Raw genomic sequence first — 13,270 nt, forward strand, 5'->3', positions numbered from 1 at the left:
CCCTCCCCCGTCGCACCCCCGAGGGGAGGGCACCGCGCATGATCCTCACGGTCACGCTCAACACCGCCCTCGACATCACCTACCGCACCGCCGCGCTCACCCCGCACGCCACCAACCGCGTCGCCGAGGTCTCCGAACGGCCCGGCGGCAAGGGCCTCAACGTCGCCCGTGTGCTGTCGGCGCTCGGCCACGAGACCGTCGTGACCGGGTTCGCCGGCGGCCGGACCGGGGACGCGCTGCGTGAACTGCTCGCCGCCGAGGGCCCGTCGGACGCGCTCGTGGGCATCGCGGGCACCACGCGCCGCACCATCGCCGTCGTCGACGAGGCGACCGGCGACACGACCCAGCTGAACGAACCGGGCCCGACCGTCACACCCGCCGAGTGGGTCTCGTTCCTCACCTCCTACGAAGGGCTCGCCGCCCGCGCGGACGCCGTGGCACTGTGCGGCAGCCTGCCGCCCGGCATCCACGTCGGCGCGTACGCGGAACTGGTCCGCCTCGCGCGCGCCGCGAACCTGCCCGTCCTCCTCGACACCAGCGGCGAACCACTGCGCCGGGGCATCGCCGCCCGCCCCGACCTCGTGAAGCCCAACGCCGACGAACTGGCCCGGCTCACCGGCTCGCGCGAACCGCTGCGCGCGACCCGTGACGCGCGCAGGCGCGGCGGCCGTGCCGTCGTCGCCTCGCTCGGCGCCGCCGGGCTGCTCGCCGCGACCCCGGACGGCTCGTGGCGGGCGGCACCGCCGAAAGCCGTGCGGGGCAATCCGACGGGCGCGGGAGACTCGGCGGTGGCCGGGCTGCTGTCGGGGCTCGTGGAGCGGCTGCCGTGGCCCGAGAGGCTCGCGAGGGCGGTCGCGCTCTCCACGGCGACGGTCCTGGCGCCCGCGGCGGGCGAGTTCGACCGGGAGGCGTACGCGGACCTGCTGCCGCGGATCGCCGTGACGGAACAAGCACCGTGACCGGGCAGGCCCGGTGACGGAACGGAACAGTTCGAACAGGGGACCACATGCCACTCGTAAGCACCGGTGAACTCGTCTCGGCGGCGGCCGAACAGCGGGACGGGCGGGGCGGCGTCGCCGCGTTCAACGTCATCACCCTGGAGCACGCCGAGGCGATCGCCGCCGGCGCCGAACGGGCGGGCCGCCCCGCGATCCTCCAGATCTCCGAGAACGCGGTGAAGTTCCACGGCGGCAGGCTGACGGCCGTCGCCGCGGCCGCCGCCGCCGTCGCGCGCGCCTCGGACGCCCCGCTCTCGCTCCACCTCGACCACGTCGAATCGGCCGGACTGCTGCGCGCGGCGGACGGCGAGGGCTTCAGCTCCGTGATGTTCGACGCGTCGAAGCTGAGCTACGAGGCGAACGTCGCCGCCACGGCGGAGGCGGTCGCCTGGGGCCACGCGCGCGGCATCTGGATCGAGGCCGAACTGGGCAAGGTCGGCGGCAAGGACGGCGAACCGCCGCTGGGCGCCCACGCCCCCGGCGTCCGCACGGACCCGGCCGAGGCGGTCGCGTACGTGGGCGCCACCGGCGTCGACGCGCTGGCCGTCGCGGTCGGCTCCTCGCACGCGATGACGGACCGCACGGCGGCCCTGGACCACGAACTGATCGGCGCGCTGCGCCGGGCCGTCGCCGTACCGCTGGTGCTGCACGGCTCGTCGGGCGTCCCCGACGAGGAGATCCGGCGGGCGGTCGCGGCGGGCATGGTCAAGATCAATGTCGGTACGGCCCTGAACACGGCCTTCACGGGCGCCGTCCGCGCCCATCTGGAGGCCGACACCAAGACGGTCGACCCCCGGAAATACCTCGTCCCGGCTCGCGAGGCGATGACCGGGACGGTGGCGGCTTTCCTGAAGGTGATAGGCGGGGAGTCCTAGGGCCTGTCGTTTGGATCAGGCCGGATCAAGGAGCGGGGTCTGGTGCGTGCGAGCGCAAGGCGGAGGAGGGAGACAACGCGGAGCGTTGGCGACCGACGACAACGCGGCGGGCGTGCGTGCCAGACCCCGCGAGCCCGGCAAGATCCGAACGACAGGCCCTAGGCCGCGGGCTCCCGCCGGGGGCGGGGCCCGGCGAGCGGGCTCAGCCCTTCGCCTTGCCCTGCTCCAGGGATACCTGGTCGAGGATGGCCTCGCACTGGTCGCCCGCCTCGCACGAGAGCTTCAGCGTGTTGCTGCCCTTGGCGAGGTTGACGTAGGCGTAGGTGGTGGTCCACCCCTTCTCCCAGTCGCCCTCCTTCGCCTTGGCGAAATTGGACATGTTGACCGAGCGGGGCGTCTCGCCGTTGATCGTGAGCGACGTCTTCGCGTCCTTGCCCGGCACGCCGTAGGTGATGAACAGCGTGTACTCACCGGCCTCCGGCAGGTCGACGGTCCAACTGGCCGATCCACCGGGCCCGTTGAACGTCACATACGCGCCGCCCGCGCCCTTCGCGCCCTTGATGTCCTTCGCCAGCACCGCCGGCGCCCCGAGCTGGAGCGTCGCCGCGTCCTGCTTGGGAAGCTCGACCGGCTTGTCGGGGTCCGGATCCTGCTTGCCGGGGTCCTCGCTCGGCGCCGCCGACTCACCCGTGGTCGGGCCGTCCGTCGGACCGCCGTCGGCGTTCTTGCTGTCGTCCCCGTTGGAGAGCAGCGCGGCCGTGATTCCGATCACGACGACCGCCACGACGGCGACGGCGCCGATGAGCAGGCCCTTGGTGTTGGGTCCGCCGCCGTTGCCACGGCCGCCACCGCCGCGCTGGGCGGGAACCGTACGGGTGGCCGCACCGCCGGTCTCGGGGGCCGCGTAGTGCGCGTCGGGGGTCTGTCCGTAGGGGGCCTGGCCGTGCGGCGCCTGCTGGCCGTACTGCTGCTGGCCTCCGTACTGAGGCTGCTGCCCGTAGGGCTGCTGTTGCTGCTGCGGGACCTGCCCGTACTGGCGCTCGCCGACGGTCCTGACCTGGTTGTACGACGTTCTCGGCACACCGGGCTGAGAGGCGGGACCGGGGTAGCCGTAGCCGCCGCGCCGGGCCTGCGCACCGTTCGCGGCCGTCTGTCCGTCCTCGTACAGATAGCCGAACGGATCGTCGTCCTCGGGCGTACTCGCGCCGTTGTTCCCGGCCGTCATCCCTGGGTCACTCCTTACCATCTCGCCAGCGTCGCCGACCGGCCGAGCCTACCTCGATTGGGCAAGCATACGGACGGGCCTTGATCGGAGTGGGCGGTTGCACCATCCCCCGGTGAACATCGGGAGACGTCGGTGGACATCGGTGAACCGCCGTACAGAGAGATAGGACACGGCGGGCCCCGGCGCACCGCCGACGTTATCCCGCCCGGCGCTGGACCTTGCTACGCGAGCGCTTCTCGATGTACATCCGCTGGTCCGCGGATTTCAGCACTTCCTCGACCGTCATGCCGCAACTCGCCCAGCCGATACCGAAGCTGGCTCCCACGCGGACCGCCCTGCCGTCCACCCGGATGGGCGGGATGATCGCGTTCCGCAGCCGAACCGCCAGGTCAGCGGCGTCCGTGGCGCCGAGGCCGTCGGCGAGGACCACGAACTCGTCGCCGCCGAGGCGCGCGACGGTGTCGCCGTCCCGCACGCCGGTGTTCAGCCGGCGGGCGACTTCGATGAGGACGGCGTCGCCGGTGTTATGGCCGAAACGGTCATTGATCGACTTGAAACCGTCGAGGTCGCAGAAGAGGACGGCGAGGCCCTTGCTCCCGTCGTCGGGGTCGGCGCCCGGCGCGACGGTGTGCACATGGTGGTCGAGGGGCGCGGGGGCGGCGGACGGGTCGAAGCCGTCTCCTTGGAAGGCGCGCTCGGCGGGGTCTCCGTAGGAGTCGTACGGCTCGTAGGGCTCGTACGGTTCGTAGCCGGGTTCGTAGCCCTCGACCGCGCCGCCGTACCCCCCGCCGTAGCCCCCGCCGGTGCCGGGTCCGTAGCCGGGGGCGGGCACGGGCGCGTAGCCGGCACCGCTGGTCCCGTTGTAGCCGCCGTAACCGGGCCCCTGGCCGTACGGGACCACTCCACCGCCGTAGCCGGCCTCGTCGTATCCGCCGGCGCCGTTGCCCGCGCCGTTGCCGTTGTCGCCCTCGTATCCGCCGTACGCCTTGTCCACGGCCTGCACCGCCGTCTCCCGTACCGATATGGCGTTGGGACGCTCGCAGAGGCGGGCGCTGAGACGGGCGCGCAGCTCGGCGCTGTTGGGCAGACCGGTCAGGGAGTCGTGCGAGGCGCGGTGGGCGAGCTGGAGCTCGTTGCGCTTGCGCTCCTCTATGTCCTCGACATGGGTGAGGAGGAAGCGGGGGCCGTCGGTGGTGTCGGCGACGACGGAGTTGCGCAGCGAAACCCACACATAGCTGTTGTCACGGCGCGCCAGCCGCAGCTCGGCGCGACCGCCCTCGGCGGAGGTGCGCAGCAGGGTGCCGATGTCCTCGGGGTGGACGAGGTCGGAGAAGGAGTAGCGGCGGATCGCGGAGGCGGACCGGCCGAGCAGCCGGCAGAGCGCGTCGTTCGTCCGCAGCAGCCTGCCGTGCTGGTCCCCGCCCATCTCGGCGATGGCCATACCGCTGGGCGCGTACTCGAACGCCTGCCGGAAGGACTCCTCACTGGCCCGCAGCGCCTGCTGCTCACGCTCCAGCCGGACCAGCGCGCGCTGCATGTTTGCTCTGAGGCGGGCGTTACTTATCGCAATGGCGGCCTGGGAGGCGTACATCTGGAGCGCTTCGCGCCCCCAGGGACCCGGACGGCGCCCGCCGCGCGGCCGGTCGACGGATATGACCCCGAGGAGCTCGCGTCCGCCCCCAGGGGCGTACATGGGGGCGTAGAGGCGGTCCTGGGGGTGCCACTCGTCCTCGAAGCGCGGATCGGGTCCCTCGGTGTACCACTGCGGGACATCGTCATCCAGCAGGATCCAGCCCTCGGTGTGGGGTATGTACCGCAGCTCACCCCAGGTCTCGCCCATGCTGAGCCGGCGTTCCCAGGAGGCGCGCGCGCCGACGCGGCCGGTGATCAGTGCTTCGGCCGCGGCGTTGCCCGCGAAGGCGGCGACGACCAGGTCGCCGTCGGGCTGTACGAGGTTGACGCAGGCCAGCTCGTAGCCGAGACCCTTGACTATGCCGTCGGCAACTGTCTGAAGGGTGTCGGCCAGACTGCGGGCGGTATTGAGCTCGCCGACAACGTCATGCAGCTGCCGCAGGGTCGCAAGGCGGACGTACGGCTCCGACTCGGTCTCCATCGTTCGCTCTCCCCGAGACCTCGACAGCAACTCCAGAATTCTCATCGGCTCGCTTGATGCGGTATCCCGGCCACTGAATCACAGCGAGCTGTGCAGTCGGTACACAGGGTCAACAATTCCTTGACCCTGTGAGCCAAGTCACACATGAGGAAGGAGGGTTGAATGGGGGCGTGGGAGCGCTCCAGGGCTTCATGAACGCAAATATCGAGGTGGGACGTGGTGCGGTGGGGGGCGCGCGGCGGGGCGCGCTGTGGGCGCACACTCCGGCGCGCGGAGGCCACGAGGCCCCCACGAAGGCCCAGCGACGCCCTCGCGAGGTGTCGCGATGCACCGCGAGGCGGGGTGGACCTAGGTCCTGGCTGGTTCTGTGGTCCGATGCGGGCATGTCACCGCCGGGGCTAGCGTGGACGACGTGCTGCAGAAGACAACCGCCCGGCGTACCGAGGCCCAGCCTCCCGACGCCGCGTCTCCCGAAGCCGTCCCCCATCCTGAGGGAGTGAGCAACGACGAGTTCCGCGCCGCGCTCTCCCGGCTGGCCGCCGGGGTGGTGCTGGTCACCGCGCACGACCCGGACGACGGTCCGAAGGGCGCGGACGCCGGAATGACGGCCACGTCCTTCATGTCCGTCTCGCTCGACCCGCCTCTGGTGGTGGTGAGCCTGCGCAACGGCTCCCGCATGGACGACCTGCTCGACGAACAGCCGATGTGGGCGGCGTCGATGCTCTCCGAGAGCCAGGTGCGGATCGCCGGCCGCTTCGCGATGAAGGGCCGGATCAGCGACCGGCTGCTCTTCGAGGACATGCCCCACCGGCGCGGCGAGGTGAGCGGGGCGCCGCTGATGGACGGCGCGCTGACGGTCCTGGAGTGCCGTACGGAACAGCGGATCGTGACCGGCGACCACACGCTGGTCGTGGGCCGGGTGCTGACGGCGGCCGTGCCGGGCGGATCCGGCGACGGGGGCCCGCTGACGTACTTCCGCGGGAAATACCGGCAGTTGGGGCAGGGCCAGGGGCAGGGCTGAGGCCGAAGGGACCGAAGCCGAAGGGGCCGCGGACCGCCGATCCCCGACCGCGCCGGACCGGGTGGGCCCGGTTCGGGCCGCGTCATTCCCGGTCGGCTACGACCAATCCCGGCCGTTGCGCCCGCGCTTGGTCTCCGCGCGCTGCTTCTTCTGGCGCAGCCTGCGCTCGTTGATACCGCGCGGGATCTTCGTGGCCCGGCGCGGACGGGGCGGCGGAGCCGTCGCCTCGGCGAGGAGTGAGGCCATCCGCACCAGGGCCGTCTCGCGGTTGCGCCACTGCGAACGGTGCTCGGACGACCGTACGGTCACGACACCGCCCACCAGCCTGCTCGCGAGCCGCTCCAGCGCCCGCTCCTTCCACACCTCGGGCAGCGACTCCGTCTTGGCGAGATCGAAGCGCAGCTCCACCTGCGAGTCGCTGGTGTTCACATGCTGCCCGCCGGGTCCCGAGGAGCGCGAGAAACGCCACATGAGCTCGGCCTCCGGGAGGGAGACGGAGCCGCGGATGACGTGCGGGGACCCGGACATGTGTCCATCGTCCCGTGTCCGCACAGACAAATCAAAGGCGTTAAGGAACCTCTGAGTCCTCTCTCCGCGTTATGGCGGGTGACGGTAACTTCGGAAGCCGATCGAAGTCCGCACACGAGCTCGTACACAACGAAAGGGACCATCCCCATGGCTGTAAGCCTGTCCAAGGGCGGCAACGTCTCGCTCACCAAGGAGGCACCGGGCCTGACAGCCGTCACGGTCGGCCTCGGCTGGGACGTCCGCTCCACCACCGGTACGGACTTCGACCTCGACGCCTCGGCGATCGCGGTCAACCCGGGTGGAAAGGTTGTCTCCGACAGCCACTTCATCTTCTTCAACAACAAGTCCACGCCGGACCAGACCATCGTCCACACCGGCGACAACCGCACCGGCGAAGGCGCGGGCGACGACGAGGCGATCAACGTCAACCTGGCGGGTCTGCCCGCCGACGTCGACAAGATCGTCTTCCCCGTGTCGATCTACGACGCGGAGACCCGCAGCCAGAACTTCGGCCAGGTCCGCAACGCGTACATCCGCATCGTGAACCAGGCCGGCGGCGCCGAGATCGCCCGCTACGACCTGAGCGAGGACGCCGCCACCGAGACCGCGATGGTCTTCGGCGAGCTGTACCGCAACGGCGCGGAGTGGAAGTTCCGCGCCGTGGGCCAGGGTTACGCCTCGGGTCTCGCGGGCATCGCCACGGACTTCGGCGTCAACCTCTGAGTCGCCGATTCAGCACGTCGGCGAGTCGCTGAGCGAGTGACCGACTGATTGGTGCGAGGGGCCTCCGGCTTTACGGCCGGGGGCCTTTGGCGTGCGGACCCACGGACTCGCGGACCCACGGATCCACGGACTCGCGGACACACGTGCCGCAGCCGAACTCGCCGTGGACTCACGCGCCGGGCGGCGGTTTGTCGGAGCCGTACAGCCAATCGTCCCAAAGAGCCGTCAGATCGCGGTCCGTCCGCTTCTGCGCGAAGGCGGTGAAGTCGGCGGTTGACGCGTTGCCGTGGCGGTACGCCCGTGTCCAGTCGCGTACGAGCGCGAAGAACGCGTCGTCGCCGACCGCCAGCCGGAGCTGATGGACCACCATGGCGCCGCGCCCGTACACCGGCCGCCCGGAGATATCGGCGGCGGTCGGCGGTTCGGCCGGTGCGAAGGCCCAGTTCCCCTCGTCCCCGTACGCCCGCTCGAACGCGCGCCGCGCCGGGACGCCTTCCATGTCCTCCGCCCAGAGCCACGCCGCGTACTCGGCGAAGCCCTCGTTGAGCCACATGTCCCGCCAGGACTCGGGCGTCACGGAATCGCCGAACCATTGGTGGGCCAGCTCATGGACGAGGATCCCGGTGCTGGTGGGGCCCGGCAGGAAGGGCCGGTTCTGCGTCTCCAGCGCGTAGTCGGCGTCGCCGGGCCGTCCGATGATCACGCCGGTGGAGGAGAACGGATACGGACCGAAGGTCTTCTCGCCCCACTTCATGATCGCCGGGATCTTCGCGAGCAGACGGGCGCTGTCGGCGGCCACGGCAGGATCGACGGCGGTGAAGACGGGAACGGCGCCGCCGGAGCCCCGGGAGAGCTTGGTCCGGTAGGGGCCGACGGCGACCGTCGCGAGATAGCTCGCCATCGGCTCGGCGCAGTGCCAGCCGAAGGTCGTACGGCCGCCGGCCGTTCGCTCGCTCGTCAACTCACCGTTGGAGATCGCCTGTTGCCCCTCCGGCACGGTGATCCGGATGTCGTACGCCGCCTTGTCGCTCGGATGGTGATTGCCGGGGAACCAGGCCATCGAACCGGTCGGCTGGCCCAGCGCGACGGACCGCTTCCCCGATCTGAGCCAGCCCTCCCTCGTCCTGTCGGCGTCGGTCAGGGTCCGGGGGACGCCGGAGTAGCGCACGACCGTACGGAAGGTGTCCCCGCGCCCGATGTCCGCGCGCGGGGACAGCGTCAGCTCCGTATCCGCGCGCCGTACGCCGGCCCGCTCGCCGTCGACGGTCACCCGGCCGACGGTCAGACCGGCGAGATCGAGGTTGAACGCGCTGAGCCGGCGTGTGGCGCGGGCGGTGATCTCGGCGTCGGCGTCGAGGCGGCCGGTGGCGGGGTCGTAGTCGAGGGTCAGGCCGTAGTGCGTGACGTCGTAGCCGCCGTTGCCGAGGTGCGGGAAGTACGGGTCACCGACGCCGGCCGCGCCAGGGGCGCCCGGCTCCTCCCGCTCCGCGCAGCCCGCGAGGCCGCCGATGCCGAGGGTGAAGGTGAGGAGGAAGACGAGCACGAGGGCGGAGGTGGGGAAAGGGAGGGGGACGGTGCGGCGGGTGGTGCGGCGTGCCTGCGCGAGGGGACTCCGGTGTGGTGGCTGGTGCGGGTTCTGGTGTCGCGGCTGGTGCGGGCTGCGGTCTTCCGGCTGGTGCACGCGGTGATCGTAGGTCGCGTCCGGCCCGTATCCCGGCGGGCGGAAACTCGTCCGCGCGGCGTCGTGACACCATCGGACGCGTGCTCGACATCGGCTACTCCCTCTCCCGCCGCTTTCCCGATCCCCCGCAGACCGACTACCGCCTCACCGACGTCCGGACCCTGCGGCACGATCTGTTCTGCGGCGATGTGTATCTCGCCGACACCAAGGCCGACCGCGAGGTGTCCACGGGCTGGGGATGGGTGCCCGTGCTGGACTTCGCGTGGGCGCTGTGCGACATCGTGGAGCAGCTCGACCGTGATCCGCGCGGCAACCGGTCGGCCAACAGGCAGTACGCCGAGCTGGACTTCACCGAGTCGACGGACCGCATGCTCTTCGAGCGTCGCTTCGGCTGGGTCGACGTGGCCGCCGACTGGATGCCCGCCGACGAGCCCCCGCTCACCTTCGGCCACCGGCTGCTGCGCCGTGAGTCGCGCGACTTCCTGCACGACCTGCTGGCCGATCTCGGGGACATGCACGAGGGTCTGATGGACAACCCCGTGATCTGGGACATCCAGGCGCGCTTCCCCCGCGTCTGACCGCCCCTCCGCCTCTCTCCCGCTCCCCGGACAGCACTCCCTCCGTCCGGCCCGCCACGAAGTGAGCCGACATCGGCCCGCGTGGGCGGACGCGGGTGAGGATGGGTGGACATGGGCGAATCCACACGACCCGGTGGGACGTTTTCGGATTGGCAGGAATACAGGCGTCGGAGTCGGGCAGACGCAGTTCTGCCGGGACGCCACCAGGAACCCAGACGCCAGGGTTCACCCCCCACATGGCCGAGCCCCCGGAGCACATTGAAGACCCCGACCCACCCCCCACGGTCGGGGTCTTCCGCTTGGGTCCTCAGCCGCCCGGCGCGTCCTCCACCCGTACACCGATCTGCGCCGCGAACGCGGGCGCCAGATCGAGCAGCTGCGCCGTACTGATCACGGCACCCGCCAGCCGGTCGATCCCGCGCGCGATGCCCAGCTCGGCGACGGTCCGCAGATCGACGTCCTTCATCCGGACACCGCTGAAGTCCGCTTCCTTGAGGACGCAGTCGCGGAACTCGACGCGCTCCAACTCCGCTCCCCCGAAGTCCGGTTCGGCCAGGACGCAGCCCTCGAACACCACGTCCTTCAGCTTCGCCTTCCGCAGATTCAGATAGTCGATCTTGCCGCCCCGGATGAGCACCCGCTCGAACACCGCGCCGTGCAGCTGCACCCCGCCGAGCCGCGCGTCCACCACCTCGACATCGCGCAGCGACGCTCCCCCCAGATCCGTGCCCACCCCCCGGATCCCTTCGAGAACGCAGTCGATGAAGCGCGCCCGGCCCAGATCCGTCCGGTCGAGCCCGACCTCGCGCAGCGCGCAGTCGATGAACCGGGACCCCGGTCCCTCCTGATCCGCCAGATCCAGTCCGCCGAACTCCTGCCCGTCGTACTCCCCGTCGGGCTCCAGCTCCCCCTCGTACGGGACCAGCGGCGGCAGCCGGACCTCCGGCCGCCGCGCCGACACACTCCTGCCGGTCGTTCCCGTTTTCCCCGCCGTCGATTTCCGCGTCGTCGCTCTCCGAACCATGAATCCATCGTGACGTACACCACTGACAGCCGCCCGAAATGTCCGGCTCGTAATGTCACAAACCGCACCCGCATCTCGTCACATTCATGAGGACCAACGCGCAGGCACACCCGGAACGAGTGAAACGAGTGAAGGGGCAACAGCCATGGATCACATCACCGTCGTCGGCGGCGGCTTCGCGGGACTCACCGCGGCCATCTCGGCGGCCGAGTCGGGCGCCAGGGTCACCGTCTTCGAGGCGCACCACACCTTCGGCGGGCGGGCCCGCACCACCGAGGGCCCGTACCGCGCCAACGAGGGGCCGCACGTCTTCTACCATCGCGGCCCGCACTGGGCCTGGCTCCGGCAGCGCGGTCTCCTCGGCCCGATGGCCCGCGTACCGGCCCTCGAAGCCGCCCGCCTGCGCTTCCACCGCGACGGCGCGCTCCGCAAGGCCCCGCCCTTCGGGCTGCTCAAGGCGAGCCGAAGCAGGGCCGAACGCGCGCCCGTGGACGTCGACTTCCACACCTGGGCCACCGAGCGGCACGGCCACGACGCGGCAGTCGCCGCCGCCCGCTACGCCGCCGTCGTCCTGTTCCACCACGATCCGGGCTCCCTCTCCGCCGCCTTCGTCCAGGAACGGCTCCGGCGCGCCGCCACCGTCCCGCCGGAGGCCCACATCGCGGTCGGCGGCTGGAGCCAGGTCATCGACCGGATGCTCGGGCGGGCCTGGAATCTGGGCGTACGCATCGAGACGGTCTCCCGCGTCGACGCCCTCCCCGAGGACGGTCCGGTGATCGTCGCGACATCGCTCGACTCGGCCCGGCCGCTGCTCGGCGACGACAGCCTGCGGTGGGAGAGCGGGCGCACCGCCCTGCTGGACCTCGGGCTCACCACGCGCAGGGGCGACCCGTTCGTCATCTGCGATCTCGACGCGCCGGGCTGGCTGGAACGGTTCACCGCCGCCGATCCGTCGCTCGCACCGGCCGGTGAGCAACTGCTCCAGGGCCAATTCCCGGTCGCCCCCGGCGAGTCCGCGGCCGTCGGCATCGCGCGCGCGGAGAACCTGCTCGACCTGGGCTTCCCCGACTGGCGCGAACGGGCCCTCTGGCGGCGCCAGTCGCTCGCCGCGGGCCGTACGGGTGCGGTCGACCTGCCGGGCACCACCTGGCGCGACCGGCCGCACATCGACCGGGGCGACGGCGTCTATCTCGTCGGCGACCAGGTCGCCGCGCCCGGTGTCCTGTCCGAGGTGTCGTTCAACAGCGCGATCGAGGCGGCGTCGCTCGCGCTGCTGAGGGTCGGCGGCGTACGGCTCCGCCACTCCGCTTGACCTCAAGTCCGCTTGAGGTCGGAGGCTGGCTCCCGTACGCCGACCCGGAACGCGCGACGCACGGAAACGCGACGCGCCATAACGCGCGACGCACGGAAAAACGCGTCGCGACCCGCCGGGACCTCACGAGGGAGCCAGCCATGCACGCCATCCGCCTCCACGCCTTCGGGCCGGCCGAGAACCTGGTCCATGAACGGACCGACGACCCCGTGCCCGGCCCCGGCCAGGTCCGGATCACCGTCGCCGCGGCCGGGGTCCATGTCCTGGACACCGCCCTGCGCGAGGGCGAACAGGGCCCGTTCCCCAACCCCGTCGAACTGCCCACCATCCCCGGCCGCGAGGTGGCGGGCACGGTCGACGCGCTCGGCGACGGCACCGACCCGAGCTGGCTCGGCAAGCGGGTCGTCGCCCATCTGGGCATGGTCCCCGGCGGTTACGCGGAACTCGCCGTCACCGATGCCGCCCGGCTCCACGAGATCCCCGACAACCTCGACGCCGCCGAGGCCGTCGCCATGATCGGCACCGGCCGCACCACCATGGGCATCCTTCAGTTCACCACCCTCGGCCCCGAGGACGTCGCGATCGTCCTTGCCGCCGCCGGAGGCATCGGCACGCTCCTCGTCCAGTACGCGAAGAACGCCGGCGCGACCGTCGTCGGCCTCGCCGGAGGTCCCGCCAAGGTCGCGCGCGTCACCGGGAACGGCGCCGACATCGCCGTCGACTACACGCTGCCCGACTGGCCCGAGACGCTCCGCGCCCGCCTCGACGGGCGCCCCGCCACCGTCGTCTTCGACTCCGTCGGCGGCGACACCGGCCGCGCCGCCGTGGACCTCCTCGGCAAGGGCGGGCGCCACATCGTCTTCGGCTGGACCGGGGAAGGCCTCCTCGACGGGGAGCCGCTGAGCTACACGGAGGAGGAGCAGGCGGCGCGCGGCATCACCTCCGAGGGCGTCCTCGGCCCCGTGATGCTCCAGAAGGCGGGCGGCGACGTCCGCGTACTGGAGGACCGTGCCCTGTCCGAGGCCGCCGAGGGGCGCCTGCGGCCCGCCGTACAGCGCTTCCCGCTCGCCGACGCGGCCCGCGCGCACCGCGCGATCGAGACGCGCGGCACGATGGGCAAGGTGGTCCTGGAGCCGCCGCTCGGCCCGTAGGACGTCCGACCGGAACGACCGGAACGACCTGCACGCCGGAA

12 protein-coding genes are annotated in these 13,270 nt (G+C 71.6%); 7 read left to right on the plus strand and 5 right to left on the minus strand.

Annotated features, from left to right (window positions below; genetic code table 11):
- Positions 1–38: 38 nt before the first annotated feature.
- Together ACFWHU_RS26450 and ACFWHU_RS26455 are read left to right on the plus strand one after the other, a co-directional pair.
- Positions 39–959: a 1-phosphofructokinase family hexose kinase gene (locus ACFWHU_RS26450; protein WP_387227717.1), complete on the plus strand. Its 921-nt coding sequence runs from the start codon at positions 39–41 to the stop codon at positions 957–959.
- Between the two features lie 47 nt (positions 960–1,006).
- Positions 1,007–1,873 carry a ketose-bisphosphate aldolase gene (locus tag ACFWHU_RS26455; protein WP_387227719.1) on the plus strand — a complete coding sequence of 289 codons (867 nt, stop codon included), beginning with the start codon at positions 1,007–1,009 and terminating at the stop codon, positions 1,871–1,873.
- Between the two features lie 202 nt (positions 1,874–2,075).
- Here the strand turns inward: ACFWHU_RS26455 and ACFWHU_RS26460 are convergent, their stop codons facing one another.
- Positions 2,076–3,098 (minus strand): carbohydrate-binding protein, encoded by a 1,023-nt coding sequence (locus ACFWHU_RS26460; RefSeq protein ID WP_387227722.1) that lies wholly within the window; start codon positions 3,096–3,098, stop codon positions 2,076–2,078.
- A 196-nt stretch (positions 3,099–3,294) separates the two neighbouring features.
- Complete coding sequence (gene cdgB, locus ACFWHU_RS26465; protein ID WP_387227725.1) at positions 3,295–5,211, minus strand: diguanylate cyclase CdgB; 1,917 nt, start codon at positions 5,209–5,211, stop codon at positions 3,295–3,297.
- Positions 5,212–5,626: 415 nt separating this feature from the next.
- Between cdgB and ACFWHU_RS26470 the strand changes: the two genes are divergently transcribed.
- The gene (locus ACFWHU_RS26470; protein ID WP_385796644.1) at positions 5,627–6,232 is read left to right on the plus strand and encodes a flavin reductase family protein; all 606 of its coding nucleotides are present in this window, start codon (positions 5,627–5,629) and stop codon (positions 6,230–6,232) included.
- A gap of 96 nt (positions 6,233–6,328) precedes the next feature.
- On the opposite strand, the gene arfB is transcribed toward ACFWHU_RS26470, so the two are convergent.
- A complete protein-coding gene (gene arfB, locus ACFWHU_RS26475; protein WP_387227727.1) occupies positions 6,329–6,760 on the minus strand; it encodes an alternative ribosome rescue aminoacyl-tRNA hydrolase ArfB in 432 nt (143 codons plus the stop codon).
- Between the two features lie 147 nt (positions 6,761–6,907).
- Here arfB and ACFWHU_RS26480 point away from each other — a divergent pair, with 147 nt between their 5' ends.
- Positions 6,908–7,483 (plus strand): TerD family protein, encoded by a 576-nt coding sequence (locus ACFWHU_RS26480; protein WP_385796521.1) that lies wholly within the window; start codon positions 6,908–6,910, stop codon positions 7,481–7,483.
- Positions 7,484–7,652: 169 nt separating this feature from the next.
- Here the strand turns inward: ACFWHU_RS26480 and ACFWHU_RS26485 are convergent, their stop codons facing one another.
- Positions 7,653–9,026, minus strand: coding sequence for a M1 family metallopeptidase (locus ACFWHU_RS26485; RefSeq protein WP_387227918.1), 1,374 nt, complete (start codon positions 9,024–9,026; stop codon positions 7,653–7,655).
- 218 nt (positions 9,027–9,244) lie between these two features.
- Here ACFWHU_RS26485 and ACFWHU_RS26490 point away from each other — a divergent pair, with 218 nt between their 5' ends.
- Positions 9,245–9,742: a hypothetical protein gene (locus ACFWHU_RS26490; protein ID WP_385796519.1), complete on the plus strand. Its 498-nt coding sequence runs from the start codon at positions 9,245–9,247 to the stop codon at positions 9,740–9,742.
- Between the two features lie 307 nt (positions 9,743–10,049).
- Here the strand turns inward: ACFWHU_RS26490 and ACFWHU_RS26495 are convergent, their stop codons facing one another.
- Positions 10,050–10,766 carry a pentapeptide repeat-containing protein gene (locus ACFWHU_RS26495; protein WP_387227731.1) on the minus strand — a complete coding sequence of 239 codons (717 nt, stop codon included), beginning with the start codon at positions 10,764–10,766 and terminating at the stop codon, positions 10,050–10,052.
- 145 nt (positions 10,767–10,911) lie between these two features.
- Here ACFWHU_RS26495 and ACFWHU_RS26500 point away from each other — a divergent pair, with 145 nt between their 5' ends.
- Both ACFWHU_RS26500 and ACFWHU_RS26505 read left to right on the plus strand, forming a co-directional pair.
- Positions 10,912–12,078 (plus strand): NAD(P)-binding protein, encoded by a 1,167-nt coding sequence (locus tag ACFWHU_RS26500; protein WP_385796513.1) that lies wholly within the window; start codon positions 10,912–10,914, stop codon positions 12,076–12,078.
- Between the two features lie 140 nt (positions 12,079–12,218).
- On the plus strand, positions 12,219–13,229 hold the full coding sequence (locus ACFWHU_RS26505; RefSeq protein ID WP_387227733.1) for a zinc-binding dehydrogenase: 1,011 nt from the start codon (positions 12,219–12,221) through the stop codon (positions 13,227–13,229).
- Positions 13,230–13,270 lie beyond the last annotated feature (41 nt).

This window comes from Streptomyces sp. NPDC060366 (genome assembly GCF_042725135.1).
Classification (GTDB): Bacteria; Actinomycetota; Actinomycetes; order Streptomycetales; family Streptomycetaceae; genus Streptomyces.

Excerpts from the sequence above, each read along its gene's own strand:
- ACFWHU_RS26450 (WP_387227717.1), top strand. The coding sequence starts at position 39 with ATGATCCTCACGGTCACGCTCAACACCGCCCTCGACATCACCTACCGC.
- ACFWHU_RS26455 (WP_387227719.1), top strand. The coding sequence starts at position 1,007 with ATGCCACTCGTAAGCACCGGTGAACTCGTCTCGGCGGCGGCCGAACAG.
- ACFWHU_RS26460 (WP_387227722.1), bottom strand. The coding sequence starts at position 3,098 with ATGACGGCCGGGAACAACGGCGCGAGTACGCCCGAGGACGACGATCCG.
- cdgB (WP_387227725.1), bottom strand. The coding sequence starts at position 5,211 with ATGGAGACCGAGTCGGAGCCGTACGTCCGCCTTGCGACCCTGCGGCAG.
- arfB (WP_387227727.1), bottom strand. The coding sequence starts at position 6,760 with ATGTCCGGGTCCCCGCACGTCATCCGCGGCTCCGTCTCCCTCCCGGAG.
- ACFWHU_RS26480 (WP_385796521.1), top strand. The coding sequence starts at position 6,908 with ATGGCTGTAAGCCTGTCCAAGGGCGGCAACGTCTCGCTCACCAAGGAG.
- ACFWHU_RS26495 (WP_387227731.1), bottom strand. The coding sequence starts at position 10,766 with ATGGTTCGGAGAGCGACGACGCGGAAATCGACGGCGGGGAAAACGGGA.
- ACFWHU_RS26500 (WP_385796513.1), top strand. The coding sequence starts at position 10,912 with ATGGATCACATCACCGTCGTCGGCGGCGGCTTCGCGGGACTCACCGCG.
- ACFWHU_RS26505 (WP_387227733.1), top strand. The coding sequence starts at position 12,219 with ATGCACGCCATCCGCCTCCACGCCTTCGGGCCGGCCGAGAACCTGGTC.